The sequence below is a fragment of the Sanguibacter sp. TS_SC_8 genome, assembly GCF_055361235.1.
Genome location: NZ_CM143955.1, coordinates 1153744 through 1176118, shown reverse-complemented (window position 1 = coordinate 1176118; position 22375 = coordinate 1153744). Strand labels below are relative to the sequence as shown.

The 22375-nt window shown below is 70.1% G+C and carries 16 protein-coding genes; 9 read left to right on the top strand and 7 right to left on the bottom strand.

Annotation, left to right across the window (positions count from 1 at the left end; translation table 11 throughout):
• Positions 1–3: 3 nt before the first annotated feature.
• From kdpF to eda, 4 genes are all read right to left on the bottom strand, one after another.
• Positions 4–114, bottom strand: coding sequence for a K(+)-transporting ATPase subunit F (gene kdpF / locus ACWA15_RS05175; protein WP_464058372.1), 111 nt, complete (start codon positions 112–114; stop codon positions 4–6).
• Positions 111–254, bottom strand: a complete 144-nt coding sequence (locus ACWA15_RS05170; RefSeq protein ID WP_464058371.1) for a hypothetical protein — start codon at positions 252–254, stop codon at positions 111–113. The genes kdpF and ACWA15_RS05170 overlap by 4 nt, the downstream gene beginning before the upstream one ends.
• Positions 255–628: 374 nt before the next feature.
• Complete coding sequence (locus ACWA15_RS05165) at positions 629–1741, bottom strand: sugar kinase (protein WP_464058370.1); 1113 nt, start codon at positions 1739–1741, stop codon at positions 629–631.
• A 2-nt stretch (positions 1742–1743) separates the two neighbouring features.
• Positions 1744–2400, bottom strand: a complete 657-nt coding sequence (eda, locus tag ACWA15_RS05160) for a bifunctional 4-hydroxy-2-oxoglutarate aldolase/2-dehydro-3-deoxy-phosphogluconate aldolase (RefSeq protein WP_464058369.1) — start codon at positions 2398–2400, stop codon at positions 1744–1746.
• Positions 2401–2483: 83 nt separating this feature from the next.
• Here eda and ACWA15_RS05155 point away from each other — a divergent pair, with 83 nt between their 5' ends.
• Entirely contained in the window at positions 2484–3281 is a 798-nt protein-coding gene (locus ACWA15_RS05155; protein WP_464058368.1) for an IclR family transcriptional regulator, read from the top strand.
• 142 nt (positions 3282–3423) lie between these two features.
• Positions 3424–3804 carry a universal stress protein gene (locus ACWA15_RS05150; RefSeq protein ID WP_464058367.1) on the top strand — a complete coding sequence of 127 codons (381 nt, stop codon included), beginning with the start codon at positions 3424–3426 and terminating at the stop codon, positions 3802–3804.
• A gap of 12 nt (positions 3805–3816) precedes the next feature.
• Here the strand turns inward: ACWA15_RS05150 and ACWA15_RS05145 are convergent, their stop codons facing one another.
• Complete coding sequence (locus tag ACWA15_RS05145) at positions 3817–4434, bottom strand: FadR/GntR family transcriptional regulator (protein WP_464058366.1); 618 nt, start codon at positions 4432–4434, stop codon at positions 3817–3819.
• A gap of 139 nt (positions 4435–4573) precedes the next feature.
• Here ACWA15_RS05145 and ACWA15_RS05140 point away from each other — a divergent pair, with 139 nt between their 5' ends.
• Complete coding sequence (locus ACWA15_RS05140) at positions 4574–5392, top strand: fumarylacetoacetate hydrolase family protein (protein WP_464058365.1); 819 nt, start codon at positions 4574–4576, stop codon at positions 5390–5392.
• Between the two features lie 26 nt (positions 5393–5418).
• On the opposite strand, the gene ACWA15_RS05135 is transcribed toward ACWA15_RS05140, so the two are convergent.
• Positions 5419–6285 carry an SDR family oxidoreductase gene (locus ACWA15_RS05135; RefSeq protein WP_464058364.1) on the bottom strand — a complete coding sequence of 289 codons (867 nt, stop codon included), beginning with the start codon at positions 6283–6285 and terminating at the stop codon, positions 5419–5421.
• 130 nt (positions 6286–6415) lie between these two features.
• Between ACWA15_RS05135 and ACWA15_RS05130 the strand changes: the two genes are divergently transcribed.
• Positions 6416–6844 (top strand): winged helix-turn-helix transcriptional regulator, encoded by a 429-nt coding sequence (locus ACWA15_RS05130; RefSeq protein ID WP_464058363.1) that lies wholly within the window; start codon positions 6416–6418, stop codon positions 6842–6844.
• Between the two features lies 1 nt (position 6845).
• Here ACWA15_RS05130 and ACWA15_RS05125 read toward each other — a convergent pair whose 3' ends face one another.
• Positions 6846–9500, bottom strand: coding sequence for a substrate-binding domain-containing protein (locus tag ACWA15_RS05125; protein ID WP_464059417.1), 2655 nt, complete (start codon positions 9498–9500; stop codon positions 6846–6848).
• Positions 9501–9671: 171 nt separating this feature from the next.
• Here ACWA15_RS05125 and ACWA15_RS05120 point away from each other — a divergent pair, with 171 nt between their 5' ends.
• From ACWA15_RS05120 to ACWA15_RS05100, 5 genes are all read left to right on the top strand, one after another.
• On the top strand, positions 9672–10649 hold the full coding sequence (locus tag ACWA15_RS05120; protein WP_464058362.1) for a LacI family DNA-binding transcriptional regulator: 978 nt from the start codon (positions 9672–9674) through the stop codon (positions 10647–10649).
• Positions 10650–10894: 245 nt separating this feature from the next.
• On the top strand, positions 10895–14797 hold the full coding sequence (locus ACWA15_RS05115) for a glycoside hydrolase family 6 protein (protein ID WP_464058361.1): 3903 nt from the start codon (positions 10895–10897) through the stop codon (positions 14795–14797).
• Positions 14798–14927: 130 nt separating this feature from the next.
• Positions 14928–17531, top strand: coding sequence for a cellulase family glycosylhydrolase (locus ACWA15_RS05110; protein WP_464058360.1), 2604 nt, complete (start codon positions 14928–14930; stop codon positions 17529–17531).
• A gap of 84 nt (positions 17532–17615) precedes the next feature.
• Positions 17616–19121 (top strand): glycoside hydrolase family 10 protein, encoded by a 1506-nt coding sequence (locus ACWA15_RS05105; RefSeq protein ID WP_464058359.1) that lies wholly within the window; start codon positions 17616–17618, stop codon positions 19119–19121.
• Positions 19122–19337: 216 nt separating this feature from the next.
• On the top strand, positions 19338–22286 hold the full coding sequence (locus tag ACWA15_RS05100) for a cellulose binding domain-containing protein (RefSeq protein ID WP_464058358.1): 2949 nt from the start codon (positions 19338–19340) through the stop codon (positions 22284–22286).
• Positions 22287–22375: the final 89 nt, after the last annotated feature.

Genomic DNA, 22375 nt, shown 5'->3' with positions numbered 1-22375 from the left:
GGGTCACCGCCTCTTGCCGGGGCGGCGTGCGCCACCGGAGCGGATCAGGGCGACGAAGAGGTAGACGAGCAGGGCGGCCGCGACCACGAGGCCCACCCAGTCGGGGGCGCTCATCGCCGGCCCGCGGTCGAGTCGGGACCGGGAGAGCCGGCCGGGGGCGAGTCGGTGTCGCCGGCGCGCCGGGCGAGCATCGCGATCGTGGTGAAGAACGCGATGGTGAGGAGGATGAAGGCCACGTCGGCCATGGGTGTCATGCCTTCTGACGTCGGGCGGCAGACCGGTCGCGGACCCGCTGGGACCGTCGACGTGCCGGCGCACCAGAGGGTGCGCAGCTACAGGTCTACGCGTCGCCGGCCTCGGCGGAGGCGGTGTTGACGACACCTTGACGGGCCCGCCCGCAGTGTTGACACAACCCTGACGGCGCCCTGACGAGCCCCTGACGAACAGCGCCGAGCAGAGCCCACCCCGCCCCACGCACGAAGTCCGCTGAGTGCGGGCGAACGGCTGCCGAAATCGGACATCGGGCAGCCGTTCGCCCGCACTCAGCGGACCGGGGTGGGGCTGGTGGGGCTGGTGGGGCGGGCGGTGCGGTGGTGCGGTAGTGCGGTAGTGCGGTGGGGCGGCTGGGTCAGCGCTGGACTCGGGCGCTGCCGCCGCCGGCGAGCTTGGTGACCTCGGCGAGGCTCGCGGTCGACGTGTCGCCCGGGGTGGTCATCGCGATGGCGCCGTGCGCGGCACCGAACTCGACGGCCGAGGTGATGTCGCCGATCTCCATGAGCCCGTAGGCCAGGCCCGAGGCGAAGGAGTCCCCGCCACCGACCCGGTCGAGGATCTCCAGGTTCGCCCGGTGCGTCGCCTCGGCGAAGCCCTGCGTGCGGCTCCAGGCGATCGCGCCCCAGTCGTTGTCGGAGGCCGAGTGGACCCCGCGCATGGTCGTGGCGATGACCTGGAAGTTCGGGTACGCCGCCGCGGCCGTCTCGATCATCGCGCGGAAGGCACCGGTGTCGAGGTCGGTGAGGTTCTCGTCGACGCCCTCGATCTTGAAGCCGAGGCTCGCGGTGAAGTCTTCCTCGTTGCCGATCATCACGTCGACGTACTGCGCCAGGCGCTGGTTGACCTCCTGGGCGCGGGCGGAGCCGCCGATCCCCTTCCACAGCGACGGGCGGAAGTTGAGGTCGTAGGACACGACCGTGCCGTGCTTGCGGGCGGAGGTCATGGCTGCCTCGGCGACGTCGGCCGCCGACTCCGAGAGCGCGGCGAAGATGCCGCCGGTGTGCAGCCAGCGCACCCCGCGCCGGCCGAAGAGGTCGTCCCAGTCGACGTCGCCGGGCTGCATCTGGGCGATCGCGGTGTTGCCACGGTCGGAGACCCCGACCGCCCCGCGCACGCCGAAGCCGCGCTCGGTGAAGTTGAGGCCGTTGCGCACCGAGCGCCCGATGCCGTCGTACTCGACCCACTGGATGTAGCTCGTGTCCAGGCCGCCGGTGAGGATGAAGTCCTCGACGAGCCGCCCGATCTCGTTGTCGGCCAGCGCGGTGACGATCGCCCCGCGCAGGCCGAAGCAGCGACGCAGGCCACGGGCGACGTTGTACTCCCCGCCGCCCTCCCAGGCGTCGAAGGTGCGGGCGGTCTTGATCCGGCGCTCGCCCGGGTCGAGGCGGAGCATGACCTCGCCGAGGGAGACGACGTCGAAGTCGCAGTCGGCGGCGGCCTTGACCTCGAGGGCGCGTGAGCTGGTCATGGTCAGGCTCCGATCGAGGAGGTGGCGGGCGCGGCGAGCGCGACGGCCTCGGCGGTGCGGCGGGTGATCTCGGCCCAGTCCTCGGCCTCGATGAGGGCGCGGTCGACCATCCAGGACCCGCCCGCGGCCAGCACGGCCGGGATGGCGAGGTAGTCGCCGACGCTCGCGGCGCTGATGCCGCCGGTGGGGACGAAGCGCAGGCCCGGGAAGGGTGCGGAGAAGGCCTTGATCGCCGACGGTCCACCGAGGGTGGCGGCAGGGAAGAACTTCACCACGGACAGCCCCAGGGACAGCGCGGTCATGATGTCCGACGGCGTCGCGATGCCCGGCAGGATCGGGATCCCGGCCGCCTGGGCGCGCTGGACGACCTCGACGCTGAGCCCCGGGGAGACGAGGAACTGCGCGCCGGCGGCCATGGCGCTGTCGACCTGGTCGGGGCGCACGACGGTGCCGGCACCGACGATGAGCTCGGGCAGGGCCTTGAGCGCGGTGAGCGCGGCCTGGGCACCCGCGGTGCGGTAGGTGACCTCGATGACGTCGAGGCCGCCGTCGAGCAGGGCCTTGCCCAGGGGGAGGGCGTGGTCGGGGTTGTCGATGACGACGACGGGGACGATCCGGGCCGCTGCCAGGGCGTCGATGATCTGGTTCTCGGTTGACATGACCGCCTGCATCTCTGCTAGAGTTTCGTGATAGTGAATGGGCGTTGCTGGTTACGAAATTACCATAGCAAAGGACTTCCACGATGAACACCTCCGGGACCGCGGGGACACAGGCGACCGAGGCCACCTCCCCCATGGGCAGCGTGGACAAGGCGCTCCTCGCGCTCCAGCAGCTCAGCGCCGCCGGGGCGGGCGGGCTCGCGCTCGCCCCTCTCGCCGAGATCCTCGGCCTGAACAAGACCTCCCTGCACCGCACCCTGGCCGCCCTGCGCTTCCGCGGATTCGCCGACCAGGACCCGGTCACCGGCAACTACGTGCTCGGCGCCGCGGCCGCAGCGCTCTCCTCGGCCTTCTACTCCGACGAGAACCTCCCCCGCCTGCTGCAGAACGCGCTCGTCACGCTGTGCGCGCGCGCCGACGAGCTGGTCCACCTCGGGGTGCTCTCAGGTGCGGAGATCCTCTACCTCGACAAGGTCGAGCCGGTCCGCCCGGTCCGGGTGTGGTCGGCCGTGGGACGGCGCCAGCCGGCTGCGACCACCGCCCTGGGCCGCGCGATCCTCTCCCAGCGCGACGTCGACCCGGTCTCCCTCGCCTGGTACGCCGGCAGCCACCTGCCCACCGCCCGGCTCGCCGAGATCCTCACCGCGGCCCGGTCGGACGGCTACGCGACCGAGACGGAGGAGAACGAGGCCGGCATCAGCTGCCTGGCCGTGCCGATGCTGCGCGACGGCGTGCCGGTCGCCGCGGTGAGCATCACCGCGCCGTCGGACCGGATGACGCCCCGGCGCCGCAGCGAGCTCACCCAGATCATCGCCGCGGAGCTGCCGGCCCTGCTGCCCGCCGGCGTCGTGCTGCCCGCGGCGCTCCTGGCGGGCCGGTGAGGAACACGCCGGACGAACGCCGTCGCCAGCGCCCTGAAGCCGGCCATTGGCCCTAGGCTATGGGTCAGCGCTCGGCCCTCGCACCGCGGGGCACACACCCAGATCGCACAGATCAGACAGATCACACAGGGAGCATGGCACCATGACGGTTCTCGTGGCTTACAACGAATCCCCCCAGGGCGAGGCCGCCTTCGGCGCCGCCGTCGAGGAGGCCCGGCGCCGCGCCACCACCCTCACCGTGCTCGTCCTGACCCCGCAGCCGGAGACCACTCCCGTCCCCGCCCACCTCGCCGCGCTGGTCGAGGCCGCGGACGCAGGTTCCGTCGTGGAGATCACCTTCCGCAGCGACGAGATCGACGTCGCCGACGCCATCCTCGACCACGCCGAACGCACCGCGGCCGAGCTCATCGTCATCGGCTCGCGCAAGCGCTCCCCGGTCGGGAAGTTCCTGCTCGGCGGCACCACCCAGCGCGTCCTGCTCGACGCCGCAGTCCCCGTCCTGGTCATCAAGGCGGCGCGCTAGCCCACCCGGCGCTCACCCGGCGTCGGGCGCCGTCTCCTCGGCCACGGCGAGCACCTCGCTCAGGTGCTGCTCCATCGCCGCGCGTGCGGCGGCGCCGTCCTGCGCGGCGATCGCCGCGGCGAGCATCTGCAGGGTGGCCAGCGACCTGCGCCGGACCCCTGCGTGGGCACCGGTCGCGCCCCGGGACCACGCGATGCGCTGACGCAGACCGCGGTGCACCCCGACCAGCACGGCGTTGCCGGCGGCATCCATGATCGCGTCGTGCACGGCGGCGTCGACGGCGGCGAACGCCTGGGCGTCGTCGACCACGGACGCGGCCTGCTCGAGCAGCGCGCTGATCTGCTCGCGAGCCCGTGGATCGGCGCGGGTCGCGGCCTCCGCGGCCGCGAACGGCTCGAGCAGCGCCCGGACGGCGAAGAGCTCCCGCGCGTCCGTGCCAGTGAAGTACACCCCTGACCGACCCCGGGCCTCGACCACCCCGTGCTCGACGAGCGTGGCCACGGCGCGCCGGACCGTCGGGCGCGCGACGTCGAAGTGCACCGCGAGCTCCCGCTCGGAGGGCAGGCGTTCACCGGGTGCGTAGCGGCGATCGCTGATGAGCCGGCGCAGGTCGTGGACGAGGTCCGTCATCGCGGGGCCCCTCCGTTCCTCCTCGGGGCGGTGGGGTCGGCTCTGGACATTGACTCCCGACCGGACTGCCCGCCATAGTTGGTCAGACCAGATTGGTCTGACCAGATCGACGTACCTAGACGAGGATACCGAGAACACGATGCGGCTCACCACTGTGCACACGCCCGAGGGACCCCAGCTCGCCGTCCGGGACGGCGCCGTGCTGCGGGCAGCCGCACCGGTCGGGGTCACCCTCGTCGACCTGCTCCGCTCCGGCACCTCGCCCACCCCCGACGGCGCCGTCGTGGAGGGGACGCCCACCGCACAGCTCGCCCCGCTCGCACCGGGCAAGATCGTGGCGATCGGTCTGAACTACCTCGACCACATCCGTGAGTCGCAGATGGCCGTCCCGGCGGCGCCGCTGATCTTCACGAAGTTCACCACCTCCGTCGTCGGCGACGGCGCAGCGATCGAGATCGACCCCGACCTCACCGCGCGGGTCGACTGGGAGGTCGAGCTGGCGGTGGTGATCGGGCGCACGGCCCGGCGGGTGAGCGTCGAGGACGCCCTCGACCACGTCTTCGGCTACACCGTCGCCAACGACGTCTCCGCACGCGACCTGCAGTTCGGCGACGGACAGTGGGTCCGGGGCAAGAGCCTGGACACGTTCTGCCCGCTCGGCCCGGACGTGGTGACCGCGGACGAGATCGGCGACCCGCAGGACCTCGCACTGAGCACCCGGGTCAACGGGGTGGCCGTGCAGGAGTCCAGCACCGCCGAGATGGTCTTCTCGGTCGCCCAGATCATCGCCTACTGCTCACAGAGCTTCACCCTCGAGCCCGGGGACGTCATCCTCACCGGCACGCCGTGGGGCTGCGGGGAGTTCATGACCCCGCCCCAGCACCTGCACGACGGCGACGTCGTGGTCTGCGAGATCGAGCGCGTCGGGACCTTGACCAACCCGGTCGTGCACGTCTGACCGGGTTGGTCGCGGGCCCGGTCCCGCTAGGCGCCGACCGGCGCCAGCACCGCGGCGAGCCCGGCCGCGAGCGGCGTCGTCGGGCGTCCCAGCAGCTCGGCGAGGTCGTGCGTGGCGTCGGCGAGCAGGCCGTCACGGATGTTGGCGTCGAGAGCGACGAGGAACCCGACGGTCCCGTCGTCGAGTCCGGCTGCGGTCAGCGCCGCGGCGTGCTCGGTCGAGCTGAGCGGGGTGTACACGACCTCGCGACCGAGCACCTCGGAGGCCGCCCGGGCCAGGTCCTCATGGGTCCAGGCGACGTCGCCGGTCAGCTCGTAGACCTTGCCCGCCTGGTCGTCGCGGGTCAGGACCACCGCGGCCGCCTCGGCAAAGTCCTGGCGGGTCGCGCTGGCCACCCGGCCCTCCCCCACGCTCGCGGCGATCACGCCGGTCTGGCGCGCCTGCTCGAGGGCGGCGGCGTAGTTCTCGGTGTACCAGTTGTTGCGCAGGATCGTCACAGCGAGGCCGGAGTCCGCGAGCAGCTCCTCGGTCGCCTTGTGCTCAGGGGCCAGGATGAGTGCCGAGGTGTCGGCATGAGGTGCGCTCGTGTAGACGATGCGGGACACCCCGGCGGCCTGGGCGGCGCCGATGACGTTGGCGTGCTGGGCGGCGCGATGGCCGACCTCGGAGGAGGAGACGAGCAGCAGGGTCTCGACCCCGTCGAGGGCGGAGGGGAGGGTCTCGGGGCGCGAGTAGTCCCCTTCCCGGACGGCCACGCCGAGCGCGGCGAGGTCGCCGGCCCGCGCGGGGGTGCGTACCACGGCGACGATCCGCTCGGGGGCGACCCCGGCAGCGATCAGGGCGTCGACGACCAGGCGTCCGAGGTGGCCGGTGGTTCCGGTGACAGCAAACATGGGGGACTCCTTGAGAGGTGAGGGTCGGGAGGGACGGCCCGACAACCCCCTGAGCATGGCACTAACTTTTAGTTAGTGCAAGCGAAACAGGTTGTGCTGCTGTTGGCGCAGGTACCCGGTACGATGAGGTATGCCCAGGACCTCGACCCCGCCTCCCGCCTCCACGACCGACGCCGACAGCTTCGACGACCTCGTCCCCGACGTCTTCCAGCGCGGCTGCGACTCGCGCCGGACCCTGGAGTCGGTCACCGGGAAGTGGGGCGTGCTGTCTTTGGCTGCGCTGCGCGAGGGATCGATCCGGTTCAACGCCCTGCGCCGGCGGGTCGACGGGGTGAGCGAGAAGATGCTCTCCCAGACCCTGCAGACCCTCGAGCGCGACGGCCTCGTGCTGCGCACGGTCCGCGAGACCATCCCCCCGAACGTGGAGTACGCCCTCACCCCGCTCGGCACCCAGGTCGCCGACCGGCTGCTCGCCCTCATCAGCGTCGTCGAGGAGGCTGTCCCGGAGGTCGTCGCGGCACGTTCGGCCTACGACGCCCGGACCCGGTCCGGCTCGTGAGTCAGTGCACCTGACGCGTCGTCCGGTGCATCATCCCCGCGACCTCCCGCAGCGCCTGGTCGGCGTCACCGCTCGCGCGGACCCCGGCCAGCACCACGATCCGCACCTCCTCGTCGAGCCGACGCCGCAGCACCTCCACCGTGGCGCCGGCGCCGGCGCCGGCCACGCAGTCGAGGAGGATCGCCAGTTCACCGGGCCCGCGCAGGGTGACCGTGTCCCCCGGGCCCGCGACGTCGCGCACCGCCTCGAGCACGACGTCGAGCAGGCCCTCCCCACCACGGTCCCCGTCCCATGGTCCGCGCAGCAGCACCAGGGAGCTGTCACAGTCATCGCGCCGATGCCCGCGCTCGATCGCCCGGTCGAGACGGTCCAGGAAGACCGTCCCGGCGACCAGGCCCGGTGTGGCCTCGCGCGCGACCAGCCGGGCGAGCGCACGCTCCCGGTTCTTGGCCTCGGACAGGTCGCTCATCGCACCGACCAGGCGCGCCGGGCACCCAGCCTCGTTGAGCACCGTCACCGCCCGGCACAGCATCCACCGGTATGACCCGCTCGCGTCGAGCACCCGCTGCTCCAGAGACAACGGCTCGTCGACCCCGGCCAGCTGGGCGGCGATCGCCATGGACAGCTCATCGCGGTCATCGGGGTGCACCCGCCCGGTCCATTCCTCCAGGCTCGAGCCGATGTCCTCCTCGCCGTAGCCGAGGGCCGACTTCCACCGCGGGGAGAAGTAGACCGCGCCGCTGAGCACGTCCCAGTCCCAGACGCCGTCGGAGACCGCCCCGGCCGCGAGCACGTACCGCTCCTCGCTCGCCCGGATCTCCCTGGCCAGCTGACGCTCCCGCTCGGCGGCGATCTGCAGCGCTCCGCGCTGCTCGCGCAGCGACCCGAGCACCCGTTCGTGGTCGAGGGCGATCGCGAGCATCGCCGCCCAGTGGTTGTACTTGTCCCGTGAGCTCGTCGACCGGGTGTCCACAGGGCCGGCGATCGTCAGGTATCCCCAGTCGCTGTCGGCGAAGGTCACGGGGATGACGAAGGTCAGCTCAAGGCGCGCGGTCCCGGCCGACCGGGTGAGCGCCGAGGGCGGGAACTCCCGCTCGGAGAAGGCCATCCCGACGAGCCGGCTTCCGGTCGCGCCGACGTCGCGCGTCCCTGCGATCTCGAGCTGGCGGTCCCCCTTCTGGGTCCGACGCCCGGTCCACAGCGCGAGCGAGGCCGGCCCGCGGTGGGCCGCCGGCAGCCAGCTCAAGGTCCGCGGGCTAGCCCCGCTCGTCCGCATCAGCTCGAGGTCGATCTCATACTGGTTGACCAGCGTCTGCTCGAGGTATCCCGATCGTGCGAGAAGCGCACGCGCGCAGCCTTTGGTCAGCGCGACGGTGACGCCGGTGACCGCCGCATGCAGCGCGCTCGCGTGGGACGGCGATCCCGGAGGCGCCTGGGCGGCGGCCTCGGTCTCCAGCGCCCGCAGCCCCACGAGCAGCTGCTCGAGCGCGTCCGGGTGCGGATTGAGGGCCGTCGTGGCGTCGGCGAGCCGGTTGAGCACGACGCTCGCAGGGACGACGGCGCGCTGAGCCGCGGAGACCATGAGCTCGGCGATCGTGCGGACCCAGGCCCGCGCGTCGAGCGTGGCGGTGTGCTCGTTGCCCGGGGCTCCGAGGAACACCGCCCGGGTGAGCTGGCTCAGCTGCGCGACAGCGGAGGCCGGCGGGTTGTCCGCGACGGCCTCGTGGAGCCGCACCCCGCCCAGGCTGCCGATGCCGTCTACGAGCAGCCCGGTCCGGGTCGAGCTCAGGCAGCCGCAGGACTCACGGGCGATCAGCGTCGTCTGGCTCAGGTGAGCCCCCGCCCCCACATCCTGCCCACCGAGACGGGCGAGCAGCAGCTTGGCCGCCAGTTCGCCGACCCAGTCGTGGTGCGGGTCCACGCTCGACAGCCGCGGGCGAGCTCGTGCACCCTGGTCGATATGGTCGAACCCGACCACCGCGTGGTCGGTGGGCACCGAGAGCCCTCGCAGCTTCAGCGCCTTCATGAAGCCGAGTGCGTTGCGATCCGTCGCCGCGACCGTCGCGGTGGTGGGCACACCCCGCTCGAAGAGCTCGGCCGCGGCGGCCGATCCGCTCGCCTCCTGGTTGTCGCTCGTGGTGAGGATCCAGCTGTCGAGCGGTTCGATGCCGTTGGCCGCGAGGGTCGATCGGTACGCCTCGTACCGCTCACGGATGTCGAGCTGCTGGGGGTTGCCCAGGAACCCGATCCGGGTGTGCCCGTGCTCGATGAGGTGCTCGACGGCAGCACGCACCCCACCTCGGTTGTCGGGGGTCACGACGGGTGCGCGCAGCCCCGCCTCGTGCTCGCTGACCACCACGAGGGGCTTCGCCGAGGCGTCGAGCTCGCGCAGGGTGTCGCGGTCCACCGCCGAGGTGATGACGATGAAGCCGTCGAGGACGTCGAAGCCCAAGGGCACGTCGAAGCGAGACTTGTCCGGGAAATGTCCTCGATCAAGATCGGCGGCGTAGGTCTGGATGGCAACCACCTGGTGCCCTCCCACGCGGGCCGCGCGGGTGATGCCCGCCAGGAGTTTTCCGAAATAGAAACCTCCGACAACGGGCGACAGGACCCCGATCGTGAATGGTCCAGCGCTGGAACCGCGATATCCTGCCATAGTCGTCATGGAATCTGTACCAACATCAGAATCTCCCTCGCCCCTTCGGTGGAGTCGAGCAGATGCGCGCACGCGCTCCGTCGAGCATGCTGTGGTCTCGTGACACCCGAAACTTCACCCGAATTTACGCATGCAACGACGAAACGTCCAACCATCACCGATATTGCTCGGATGGCTGGGGTGTCGATCGCGGTCGTCTCCTACTCCCTCAACGGTCGCCCGGGCGTCTCGGCCGCGACCCGGGACCGGGTGCTGAGGATCGCCGACGAGCACGGCTGGCGTCCCAATGCCGCCGCCCGATCGCTGCGCACGAGCAGCCGCACCGTGGGCCTCGCACTCGTGCGAGGAGACTCCGCGGCGACCCACCCGTCGTACTTCATGAACCTCCTCAGCGGGATCCAGGACACCCTCGCCGAGCGCGGACTGGCCCTCGTGCTGCAGATGGTCGGCGACCACGAGAGCGCCGCGGCGCTCTACAAGTCCTGGTGGGCCGAGCGTCGCTTCGACGCCCTGCTGGTGACCGACGTCCAGACCGACGACCCGAGGATCCAGACCTTGCGGTCGTTGCGGATCCCCGCGGTGGCGATCTGCCACCCAGAGGCCGCGCGCGGTCTGGCCTGCGTGTGGGTCGACGAGGAGGGCGCCTACCAGCGCGTCGGCGAGTATCTGGTGGGGCTGGGGCACCGGCGGATCGGGGTCGTCACGGGACCGGCGAACCTCGACATGTCGGTGCGGCGCGCGCGGTCGCTGCGGGAGGCCGTCGAGGCCGGCGGCGGGCAGGCGGTCGTCGCCTCGAGCCTGGCCTCCCACGAGGCCGGAGCAGGTGCCGCGCGCCGGCTGCTCATCGACGCCCACCCGCCGTCGGCGATCATGTTCGACACCGACCTGTGGGCGGTCACTGCGCTCGACGTCGCGCGCCGGCTGCGCAAGGACGTCCCGTGGGACCTGTCGATCGTCTCGGGGACCGACTCGGCCGCCTGCCGGTTGGCGACACCCTCGGTCACCACGCTGCCGCACCCCGTGGTGGAGCTGGGACAGGCTGCGGCCCGCGCCGTGCTGGACCTGCTCGACGGCGTGACCGGCATCGAGGTGCAGCTGCCGATCGGGCCGCTGACGGTTCGTGGGACGACTGCACCCGGGAGCCGGTGACGCAAGTCATCCGATGATCACGTTTCGATAACGTCGCCATTGCCTAAACCTTTAGGCCACTATCAACGGGCGGCCACGCGTGTCAGATTTCACCCGGTGCCACAGTCCTGTGCACCCGGTCTGCGACCCGTTCGGGACGCACACCTGACTTGCTCGATCATTCGGAGGACCTTGTGTCTCAAGCCTCAAAACGGCTACGCAAAGGCGCGACAGCCGTCACTGTGGGAGCGCTCCTATCGGCGCCCTTGATCCTTGGCACCACGACCGCCGCGATCGGCGCCGAGGGCCACGTCGACAACCCGTACGCGGGCGCCACCCAGTACGTCAACGACAAGTGGAGCGCGTCGGTCGCTGCTGAGGCAGCGGCTGTGGCAGCCACCAACCCGACGCTCGCCGCACAGATGCTGGCGATCAAGGACCAGCCGACCGCCGTCTGGATGGACCGCATCGGCGCCATCAACGGCAACGTCGACGGCCCGGGTCTGAAGTACCACCTGGACGCCGCCCTGGAGCAGAAGCAGGGCACCACCCCGATCGTGCTCAACGTGGTCATCTACGACCTGCCCGGTCGTGACTGCTACGCGCTGGCCTCCAACGGTGAGCTTCCCGCCACCGCAGCCGGCCTGGCCCGGTACAAGACCGAGTACATCGACCCGATCGCAGCGCTGCTCGCCAAGCCCGAGTACGCCGGCATCCGCATCGCCGCCACGATCGAGCCCGACTCGCTGCCCAACCTGTCCACGAACATGAGCGAGCCTGCCTGCCAGACCTCCGCCCCGTTCTACAAGGAAGGCGTCAAGTACGCCCTGGACAAGCTGCACGCGATCTCCAACGTGTACAACTACGTCGACGCAGCGCACTCGGGCTGGCTCGGCTGGGAGAACAACTCCACCCACGCCGTCCAGACCTTCGTCGACGTCGCCAAGTCCACCAAGGCCGGCTTCGCCTCCATCGACGGGTTCATCACGAACACCGCGAACTCCACCCCGCTGAACGAGACGTACCTCCCGGACTCCTCCAAGTCCCTCAACGGAACCCCGATCCGCTCCTCGAGCTTCTACGAGTGGAACTTCGACTTCGACGAGATCGACTGGACCGCGGACCTCTACAACCGCCTCGTCGCGGGCGGCTTCCCGTCCTCCATCGGCATGCTCATCGACACCTCGCGCAACGGGTGGGGTGGCCCCAACCGGCCCACCGCCACCAGCACGTCCTCGAACCTCGAGACGTACATCACCGACTCCAAGGTCGACAAGCGCACCCACCGCGGCGCCTGGTGCAACCCGGCCGGTGCCGGAATCGGCGAGCGTCCCCAGGCCACCCCGGCCGGCTACGCCTCCTCCCACCTCGACGCCTTCGTCTGGGTCAAGCCTCCGGGAGAGTCCGACGGCTCCTCCACCTTCATCCCCAACGATGAGGGCAAGGGCTTCGACCGCATGTGCGACCCGACGTTCAACTCCCCCAAGCTCGCCGGCAACCTCACCGGAGCACTCCCCGACGCACCCGTCTCCGGCAAGTGGTTCTCCACCCAGTTCCAGCAGCTCGTGACCAACGCCTACCCGGCGATCCCCGCCACCGGCACCGTCGACCCGGGCACGGACCCGACCACGGACCCGACCACCGACCCCACCACGGACCCGACTCCGGGCACCGGTGAGGCTCACGTCGACAACCCATACGCAGGTGCGAGCCAGTACGTCAACGACAAGTGGAGCGCCGCCGTGGCCACCGAGGCCGCGACGGTCGCCGCCACGAACCCGACCCTCGCCTCGCAGATGGTCGCGATCAAAGACCAGCCGACCGCCGTCTGGATGGACCGCATCGGCGCCATCAACGGCAACGTCGACGGCCCGGGTCTGAAGTACCACCTGGACGCCGCCCTGGAGCAGAAGCAGGGCACCACCCCGATCGTGCTCAACGTGGTCATCTACAACCTGCCCGGTCGTGACTGCTACGCGCTGGCCTCCAACGGTGAGCTTCCCGCCACCGCAGCCGGCCTGGCCCGGTACAAGACCGAGTACATCGACCCGATCGCAGCGCTGCTCGCCAAGCCCGAGTACGCCGGCATCCGCATCGCCGCCACGATCGAGCCCGACTCGCTGCCCAACCTGTCCACGAACATGAGCGAGCCTGCCTGCCAGACCTCCGCCCCGTTCTACAAGGAAGGCGTCAAGTACGCCCTGGACAAGCTGCACGCGATCTCCAACGTGTACAACTACGTCGACGCAGCGCACTCGGGCTGGCTCGGCTGGGAGAACAACTCCACCCACGCCGTCCAGACCTTCGTCGACGTCGCCAAGTCCACCAAGGCCGGCTTCGCCTCCATCGACGGGTTCATCACGAACACCGCGAACTCCACCCCGCTGAACGAGACGTACCTCCCGGACTCCTCCAAGTCCCTCAACGGAACCCCGATCCGCTCCTCGAGCTTCTACGAGTGGAACTTCGACTTCGACGAGATCGACTGGACCGCGGACCTCTACAACCGCCTCGTCGCGGGCGGCTTCCCGTCCTCCATCGGCATGCTCATCGACACCTCGCGCAACGGGTGGGGTGGCCCCAACCGGCCCACCGCCACCAGCACGTCCTCGAACCTCGAGACGTACATCACCGACTCCAAGGTCGACAAGCGCACCCACCGCGGCGCCTGGTGCAACCCGGCCGGTGCCGGAATCGGCGAGCGTCCCCAGGCCACCCCGGCCGGCTACGCCTCCTCCCACCTCGACGCCTTCGTCTGGGTCAAGCCTCCGGGAGAGTCCGACGGCTCCTCCACCTTCATCCCCAACGATGAGGGCAAGGGCTTCGACCGCATGTGCGACCCGACGTTCAACTCCCCCAAGCTCGCCGGCAACCTCACCGGAGCACTCCCCGACGCACCCGTCTCCGGCAAGTGGTTCTCCACCCAGTTCCAGCAGCTCGTGACCAACGCCTACCCGGCGATCCCCGCCACCGGCCCGGTCGAGCCCGTTCTCGACACCATCGCCCCGACCGTCCCCACCAACCTGGTGGCCGGCGCGAAGACGACGTCGAGCATCGCACTGTCGTGGACCGCCTCGACCGACAACGTCGGCGTGACCGGTTACGACATCTACCGGGGCGACACCCTGGTCGGTACCTCCACGACCACGTCCTCCACCGTCACCGGCCTCACCGCCGGCACGAGCTACACCTTCTCGGTCCGGGCCAAGGACGCCGCCGGCAACGTCTCGGCTGCTTCTGTGCCGCTGACCGCCTCGACGGCCTCCACCGTCCCGACCCCCGACACGATCGCACCGACCGTCCCCACCAACCTGGTGGCCGGCACGACGACGACGTCGACCGTCCCGCTGTCCTGGACCGCGAGCACCGACAACGTCGGCGTGACGGGCTATGACATCTACGAAGGCGGCGTCCGGATCGGGTCCTCGGTGGGCACCAGCTACACCGCGACCGGTCTGCTCTCGGGCACCAGCTACACCTTCACCGTCCGGGCCAAGGACGCGGCCGGCAACGTCTCCGCAGCCTCGGCCGCGGCGACCGCGACCACCAAGTCCGCCGTCGTGGTCGACACCATCGCCCCGTCGATCCCCACGAACCTCGTCGCCACAGCGACGAGCACCTCAGCCATCGCGCTGACGTGGACCGCGAGCACCGACAACGTCGGTGTGACCGGTTACGACATCTACTCCGGCACCGCAAAGATCGGCTCCTCGACGGGGACCAGCTTCACCGCGACCGGCCTGGCCGCTGACACCAGCTACACGTTCACGGTCCGGGCCAAGGACGCAGCCGGCAACGTCTCTGCCGCTTCCGTCCCGGCCACGGCCACCACCGAGGCCAACCCCGTCACCCCCGCCGGCTCCTGCAAGGTCGTCTACTCGACCAACGACTGGAACACCGGCTTCACCGGCTCGGTGAAGATCACGAACACGGGTACCAGCGCCATCACCGGCTGGTCCCTCGCCTTCGCCTTCCCCGCCGGCCAGGTCATCACCAACGGATGGTCTGCCCTCTACGCCGCCAACGGCGCCACCCAGACGATCACCAACCAGTCCTGGAACGGCACCATCGGCGCCGGCCAGACCGTGGAGATCGGCTTCAACGGCAACCACAACGGCACCAACACCCACCCCACCAGCTTCACCCTCAACGGCGCCACCTGCTCCTGAGCAGATCGCACCACTTGCTGAACACCGGCCGCCCGCGCCCTCGCCCTGCGAGGAGCGCGGGCGGTCGGCCCGCTTCCCCGCCGCCGCAGCTCCTGCCACGGTGCCCGCTTCCCCGTCTTGGAGGATCCACGTGTCTGACACCTCTGTCCGCCGCTCGTTGGCGCACCGCCTGCGGTTCGCGACGACGACCCTCGCAGCGACCTCGCTGCTCGCGGTGCCCATCGCCGCCGCCCTCCCCGCCCAGGCCGGCGCGCCGTCGGGCATCTCTGCAGCCTCACTCCCGAGCGCGATCTCGCCGAGCGGAGCACTCACCTCCGACGAGACGGACTGGTTGCACACGTCCGGGAACAAGGTCGTGGACGCCTCCGGCAAGGAGGTCTGGCTCACCGGCACGAACTGGTTCGGCTTCAACGCGAGCGAGCGGGTCTTCCACGGCCTGTGGACGGCCAACATCGAGACGACGACCAAGGGCATGGCCGACCGCGGCATCAACGTCGTGCGGGTGCCCATCTCCACCCAGCTGCTGCTGGAGTGGAAGAAGGGGCAGACGGTCGCCTCGCCGAACATCAACACCTACGCCAACCCCGAGCTCGTCGGGATGAACAACCTGCAGATCTTCGACTACTGGCTGGAGCTGTGCAAGAAGTACGGGCTCAAGGTCGTCCTGGACGTGCACAGCGCCGAGGCGGACAACTCCGGGCACGTGTACAACATGTGGTTCAAGGGGGCCATCACCACCGAGGACGTCTACACCGGCTGGGAGTGGTTCACCGAGCGGTACAAGCACAACGACACGGTCATCGGCGCGGACCTCAAGAACGAGCCGCACGGCAGCCAGGGCGACACCGAGCGCGCCAAGTGGGACGCCTCGACCGACAAGGACAACTTCAAGTACTTCGCGGAGACCGCCGCGGCACGCATCCTGGCCATCAACCCGAACATGCTCATCCTCGTCGAAGGCGTGCAGATCTACCCCAAGGCGGGGAAGAGCTGGACGTCGAAGAACGTCGACGACTACAACAACTACTGGTGGGGCGGGAACCTGCGCGGGGTCGCCGAGCACCCCGTCGACCTCGGGGCCCACCAGGACCAGCTCATGTACTCCCCGCACGACTACGGCCCCCTCGTCTCCCCGCAGCCGTGGTTCGAGGGCACCGCCTGGAACCGGGCCTCGCTCGAGCGTGACGTGTGGGGACCGAACTGGCTCTACATCCACGACCAGGAGATCGCGCCGTTGCTCATCGGCGAGTGGGGCGGGTTCCTGGACAACGGCCCGAACGAGAAGTGGATGGTCGCCATGCGTGACCTCATCCAGGAGAAGCGGATCCACCACACCTTCTGGGTGCTCAACCCGAACTCCGGGGACACCGGCGGTCTGCTCACCAACGACTGGGTGAGCTGGGACGAGGCAAAGTACGCCCTGCTCAAGCCGGCTCTGTGGGCCGAGGGTGGCAAGTTCGTCAGTCTCGACCACGAGGTCAAGCTCGGTGGGACAGCCTCCACGACCGGGATCAGCCTGTCCCAGGCCCCTGGCGGCACGACCACCCCGCCCACCGACACGACGTCACCCAGCGTCCCGACCGCCGTGACCGCCGGCGCCACGACGACCTCCTCGGTCGCCCTCTCCTGGACCGCCTCGACCGACAACGTCGCTGTCACCGGCTACGACGTCTATCAGGGCGGCGCCCTGGTCGGCTCGTCGACCGGGACCAGCTACACCGCGACCGGCCTGGCACCGGGCACGGCCGTGACGTTCACCGTCCGGGCCAAGGACGGCGCCGGCAACGTCTCCGCGGCATCGGCCCCGGTCACCGCGACCACCCGGCCCGTCGTCGTGGCCGACACCACGGCGCCGACCGTCCCGGTCGCTCTCACCGCGGGCCCGACGACGACCACGTCGGTCCCGCTGACCTGGACCGCCTCGACCGACAACGTCGCCGTCACCGGCTACGACGTCTACCAGGGCCAGACGAAGATCGCGTCCACGGTCGGCACGGCCTACACCGCCACCGCCCTGACCCCGTCCACGGTCTACACCTTCACGGTGCGCGCCAAGGACGCGGCCGGCAACGTCTCGGCCGCCTCCGCCTCCGTCACCGCGACGACCGCCCAGACCCCGGTCGTGGGCGACACGACGGCGCCGACCGTCCCGGTGGGCCTGACCGCAGGCACAACGACGACCTCGGCCGTCCCGCTGACCTGGACGGCGAGCACCGACAACGTCGCCGTCACCGGCTACGACGTGTACCAGGGCCAGACGAAGATCGGGTCGTCGTCCACGACGAGCTACTCCGTGACCGGTCTCGCGGCAGGCACCGCGTACACCTTCAGCGTCCGGGCCAAGGACGCGGCGGGCAACGTCTCGGCGGCCTCGGCCCAGGTGGTCGCGTCCACCCAGGCCGCCGTCACCCCGGCCGGCACCTGTCAGGTGACGTACGCGACCAACGACTGGAACTCCGGTTTCACGGGGACGGTCAAGATCAAGAACACGTCCTCGGCCGCGATCAGCTCCTGGTCGCTGGGCTTCGCCTTCCCGGCCGGTCAGGTCATCACCAACGGGTGGTCGGCGCTCTACGCCCAGACCGGGTCCCAGGTCACCGTGAGCAACCAGGCGTGGAACGGCTACATCCCGGCTGGCGGCACGGTCGAGATCGGCTTCAATGCCAACCACTCCGGCACGAACACCGCCCCGGCCGCGTTCGCCGTCAACGGATCGACCTGCTCCCAAGGCTGACCCGACTCCAGCGGCACACCCCCCGCCCTGCACCAGCCGTTCCGCGCCCGGTGCAGGGCGGGCCTGTTCGACGAAAGGTGCACCATGTCTCGTTCCCTCCGCAGCCTTCCCCACCTGGCCCGACTCCCCCGTCGGCGCCGCGCCGCCGCGGCCTCCCTCGTTGCGGTCTCCCTGACCGCCCTCGGCCTGTCCCTCCCCCTCGGTGCGGTGGCCGCACCGGACCCGCTCGCGGCGTCGGGCAGCGTCCTGGAACCCTTGGCCGACGCCGCAGCCGACCACGGCAGGACCCTCGGCTTCGCCCTCGCCCCGGACCGCCTCACCGAGACCGGGTACCGGTCGATCGCGGACCGTGAGTTCTCCCTCGTCGTCGCGGAGAACGCGATGAAGTGGGACGCCACAGAACGTGTGCAGGGGCAGTTCAGCTTCACCGGGGCCGACCAGGTCGCCGCCTACGCGGGCGCCAACAACATGGACCTCTACGGTCACACCCTCGTGTGGCACTCCCAGCTGCCGAGCTGGGTCTCGGCGCTGGGCACCCCGGCCGCGCTGCGTTCGGCGATGACGTCGCACATCACCGCGGTCGCCGGGCACCTGCGCGGGAAGGTCACCGCCTGGGACGTGGTCAACGAGGCCTTCGAGGACGACGGCTCCCGGCGCCAGTCGGTCTTCCAGACCAGGCTCGGCGACGGCTACATCGAGGAGGCGTTCCGCACCGCCCGGGCTGCGGATCCCGGCGCCCAGCTGTGCATCAACGACTACAGCACCGACGCGGTCAACGCCAAGAGCACCGCGATCTACCAGCTGGTCAAGGACTTCACGGCCCGTGGCGTGCCGATCGACTGCGTAGGGTTCCAGGCCCACCTGATCGTCGGCCAGGTGCCCGCGTCGCTCCAGGCGAACCTGCAGCGCTTCGCCGACCTGGGCGTCGAGGTGCGCATCACCGAGCTCGACATCCGGATTCCGCTGCCGGCCGACGAGACCCGGCTCGCCCAGCAGGCCGCCGACTATCGCACGGTCATCGGCGCCTGCCTCACGGTCGAGGGGTGCACCGGGGTGACCCTGTGGGGCATCACGGACAAGTACTCCTGGATCCCGGACGTGTTCCCCGGCCAGGGATCGGCCCTGGTGTGGGACGCGAACTATGCACCCAAGCCCGCCTACGCCGCCATCGCGAGCGCGCTCGGCGCTGGGGCGGTCACGGAGCCCACTCCGGTTCCGACGCCGACGTCTGAGCCGACGGCGGAGCCGACCGTCGCACCCACGAGTACCCCGAGCGGGCCCAGCTGCTCAGTCACGTACCGCGCCAACGCCTGGACCACCGGGTTCACCACGTCCGTGACGGTCAAGAACACGTCCACGACCGCGGTCTCGGGCTGGTCGTTGTCGTTCACGCTGCCGGACGGACAGCACCTGACCCAGGGCTGGTCGGGACGGTGGAGCCAGGCAGGACAGGTCGTGACGGTGACAAACGAGTCCTGGAACGGGTGGCTCGGGGCCGGTCAGAGCGTCGGTATCGGGTTCAACGGGTCCCACACCGGGAACACGAGCGCGCCGACGCGCTTCGCCGCCAGCTCTGTCGTGTGCGACTGAGGCGTCTCTCTCCCGTATCCCGGGCGAGCCCCGGGACACGGGGCGAGGATCGGGCGGAAATCCAACGATCGACCGGGTGAAGGATGTCACCCGGTGAAACGTTTAGGACGTTCCCATCGTCGAAGCGCTTCGCTAACCTGACGGCAGCCGCGTCAGACGAAGGCCTCCCTGCCTGAGCTGTCCCCTGCGGCACCGCCTGACAAAGGAGTGACGCGGATGCGTGTTCTTTCTGCTGTGGTACCACTCACAGCCTTCGGCCTGCTCGCCAGCGGCTTGGGGACGGCGTCCGCCGCCCCACCGGCCGCCCGGCCCGCCGCCCCTGTCGTCGCTTCGGTCAGCCCCTCCGGCTACGACTGGGGCAATGTCGAGATCGTCGGCGGCGGCTTTGTCCCCGGCATCATCTTCAACCAGAGCGAGCAGGACCTCGTCTACTCGCGCACCGACATCGGTGGCGCCTACCGCCTCGACAAGACCACCCAGCGGTGGATCCCGCTCCTCGACCACCTCGGCTGGGACGACTGGAGCCACACCGGTGTCCTCAGTCTCGCGACCGACGCCGTCGACCCCGACCGCGTGTACGTCGCCGTGGGCACGTACACCAATGGCTGGGACCCCAACAACGGAGCCATCCTGCGATCTGACGACCGGGGCGAGACCTGGCAGAAGACCGACCTCCCGTTCAAGGTCGGCGGCAACATGCCCGGTCGTGGCATGGGCGAGCGCCTGCAGGTCGACCCGAACAACAACGCGATCATCTACTTCGGCACGAGCAGCGGAAACGGCCTCTGGAAGAGCACCGACTACGGCGTCACCTGGGCGCAGGTCACCCAGTTCCCCAACGTGGGCAACTACGTCCAGGACGCTGCCTCGGCCGAGTTCGGTGGCTACCTGGCCGACAACCAGGGCGTCGTCTGGGTCACCTTCGACCCGTCGACCGGTGCGAACGGCTCCACCACCCAGTCCATCTACGTCGGCGTCGCCGACAAGGACAACAACGTCTACCACTCGACCGACGGCGGCGTGACGTGGTCGCGGGTGGCCGGTCAGCCGACCGGGTACCTCGCGCACAAGGGTGTGCTCGACGAGGCAGGCAAGCAGCTCTACATCTCTACCTCCGACACCGGCGGCCCGTACGACGGCGGCGCGGGTCAGGTCTGGCGCCTGGACATCGCCTCGGGCGTGTGGACGGACGTGAGCCCGGTCAAGACGTCCAGCACCGACCTCACCTACGGCTTCTCCGGCCTGACGGTCGACCGCAGCGACCCCGACACGATCATGGCGGTCACCCAGGTCTCCTGGTGGCCGGACATCATCGTCTTCCGCAGCACCGACCGCGGGCAGACCTGGACCCGGATCTGGGACTGGGCCGGCTACCCGGAGCGGACGCTCAACTACACCCTCGACATCTCCGGCGCCCCGTGGCTCACCTTCGGCAGGGAAGCGAACGGTGCTGAGCCCAGCCCGAAGCTCGGCTGGATGACCGAGTCCTTCGAGATCGACCCCTTCGACTCCGACCGGTTCTACTACGGGACCGGCGCGACAGTGTTCGGTGGAACCAACCTCACCGACTGGGACGAGGGCGGAAAGGTCAACATCTCGGTCAAGGCACAGGGCATCGAGGAGACAGCGGTCCTCGACCTCATCGCCCCGCCCGCCGGTGCTGAGCTCATCTCCGGTCTGGGTGACATCGGCGGGTTCGTGCACACCGACATCACCAAGGTCCCCACACTCATGTACACCCAGCCGTATCACGGCGCGGTGCACAGTCTCGACTACGCCGAACTCAGCCCGACGACGATCGTGCGGGTCGGGCAGGGCGTCGATGGCGGCGTCGACTCCCACATCGGCGTGTCCACCACCGGAGGGTCCTCCTGGTTCGCCGGGCAGGAACCCGCCGGGGTGACCGGCGCCGGCACGGTGGCCGTCAACGCCACCGGCGGCCGGATCCTGTGGAGCCCGGTCGGGGCCGGAGTGCACGTGTCCACGACCCACGGGTCGAGCTGGACGGCGTCGACCGGGATCCCAGCAGGCGCACGCGTCGAGTCCGACCGCGTCAACCCGGACGTCTTCTACGGCTTCGCCGCAGGCACGTTCTACATCTCCACCAACGGCGGCGCGAGCTTCACGGCATCGGCAGCCACCGGCCTCCCAGCCGAAGGCAACGTGCGCTTCGCCGCGGTTCCCGGGCACGCCGGGGACGTCTGGTTCGCCGGCGGCATGACCGACACGACCTACGGCATGTGGCACTCGACCGACTCGGGCGCGACGTTCACCCGGGTTGCAGACGTCGACGAGGGCGACGCGATCGGCTTCGGCAAGGCCGCGCCCGGGGCGACCTACCCGACGATCTTCACGTCCTCGAAGATCGATGGCGTGCGCGGGATCTTCCGTTCCGACGACGCCGGATCGACCTGGAACCGGATCAACGACGACGAGCACCAGTGGGCGTGGACCGGCGCCGCGATCACCGGCGACCCTGACGTCTACGGACGGGTCTATATCGGCACGAATGGGCGGGGCATCATCGTCGGCAACACCGACGGCACCGTCGCACCGCCGATCGACGCCGTCGCTCCCTCGGTCCCCGCGGCCGTGGTGGCCGGCACCACGACCACCTCGACCGTCCCGCTCACCTGGACCGCCTCGACCGACAACGTCGCCGTCACCGGCTACGACATCTACTCCGGCACCACCAAGATCGGCTCCTCGACGGGGACCAGCTACACCGCGACCGGCCTGGCCGCTGACACCAGCTACACCTTCACCGTCCGGGCCAAGGACGCAGCCGGCAACGTCTCCGCAGCCTCCGTCCCGGCCACGGCCACCACCGAGGCCAACCCCGTCACCCCCGCCGGCTCCTGCAAGGTCGTCTACTCGACCAACGACTGGAACACCGGCTTCACCGGCTCGGTGAAGATCACGAACACGGGCACCAGCGCCATCACCGGCTGGTCCCTCGCCTTCGCCTTCCCCGCCGGCCAGGTCATCACCAACGGATGGTCAGCCCTCTACGCCGCCAACGGCGCCACCCAGACGATCACCAACCAGTCCTGGAACGGCACCATCGGCGCCGGCCAGACCGTGGAGATCGGCTTCAACGGCAACCACAACGGCACCAACACCCACCCCACCAGCTTCACCCTCAACGGCGCCACCTGCTCCTGAGCACATCGCTCCTGACCCAGCGGCCCCCCTCCCACGGCAACACCCCGGCTGGTCTCCCGTTCGCCCGAGCGGGAGGCCGGCCGCTGCCA

Bases quoted from the DNA above. Each gene is read 5' to 3' on its own strand.
- ACWA15_RS05105 (WP_464058359.1), top strand. From the start codon at position 17,616: ATGTCTCGTTCCCTCCGCAGCCTTCCCCACCTGGCCCGACTCCCCCGT.
- ACWA15_RS05170 (WP_464058371.1), bottom strand. From the start codon at position 254: ATGACACCCATGGCCGACGTGGCCTTCATCCTCCTCACCATCGCGTTC.
- ACWA15_RS05120 (WP_464058362.1), top strand. From the start codon at position 9,672: ATGGCTGGGGTGTCGATCGCGGTCGTCTCCTACTCCCTCAACGGTCGC.
- ACWA15_RS05135 (WP_464058364.1), bottom strand. From the start codon at position 6,285: ATGTTTGCTGTCACCGGAACCACCGGCCACCTCGGACGCCTGGTCGTC.
- ACWA15_RS05130 (WP_464058363.1), top strand. From the start codon at position 6,416: ATGCCCAGGACCTCGACCCCGCCTCCCGCCTCCACGACCGACGCCGAC.
- ACWA15_RS05165 (WP_464058370.1), bottom strand. From the start codon at position 1,741: ATGACCAGCTCACGCGCCCTCGAGGTCAAGGCCGCCGCCGACTGCGAC.
- ACWA15_RS05150 (WP_464058367.1), top strand. From the start codon at position 3,424: ATGACGGTTCTCGTGGCTTACAACGAATCCCCCCAGGGCGAGGCCGCC.
- ACWA15_RS05140 (WP_464058365.1), top strand. From the start codon at position 4,574: ATGCGGCTCACCACTGTGCACACGCCCGAGGGACCCCAGCTCGCCGTC.
- kdpF (WP_464058372.1), bottom strand. From the start codon at position 114: ATGAGCGCCCCCGACTGGGTGGGCCTCGTGGTCGCGGCCGCCCTGCTC.
- eda (WP_464058369.1), bottom strand. From the start codon at position 2,400: ATGTCAACCGAGAACCAGATCATCGACGCCCTGGCAGCGGCCCGGATC.
- ACWA15_RS05125 (WP_464059417.1), bottom strand. From the start codon at position 9,500: ATGGCAGGATATCGCGGTTCCAGCGCTGGACCATTCACGATCGGGGTC.
- ACWA15_RS05155 (WP_464058368.1), top strand. From the start codon at position 2,484: ATGAACACCTCCGGGACCGCGGGGACACAGGCGACCGAGGCCACCTCC.
- ACWA15_RS05100 (WP_464058358.1), top strand. From the start codon at position 19,338: ATGCGTGTTCTTTCTGCTGTGGTACCACTCACAGCCTTCGGCCTGCTC.
- ACWA15_RS05145 (WP_464058366.1), bottom strand. From the start codon at position 4,434: ATGACGGACCTCGTCCACGACCTGCGCCGGCTCATCAGCGATCGCCGC.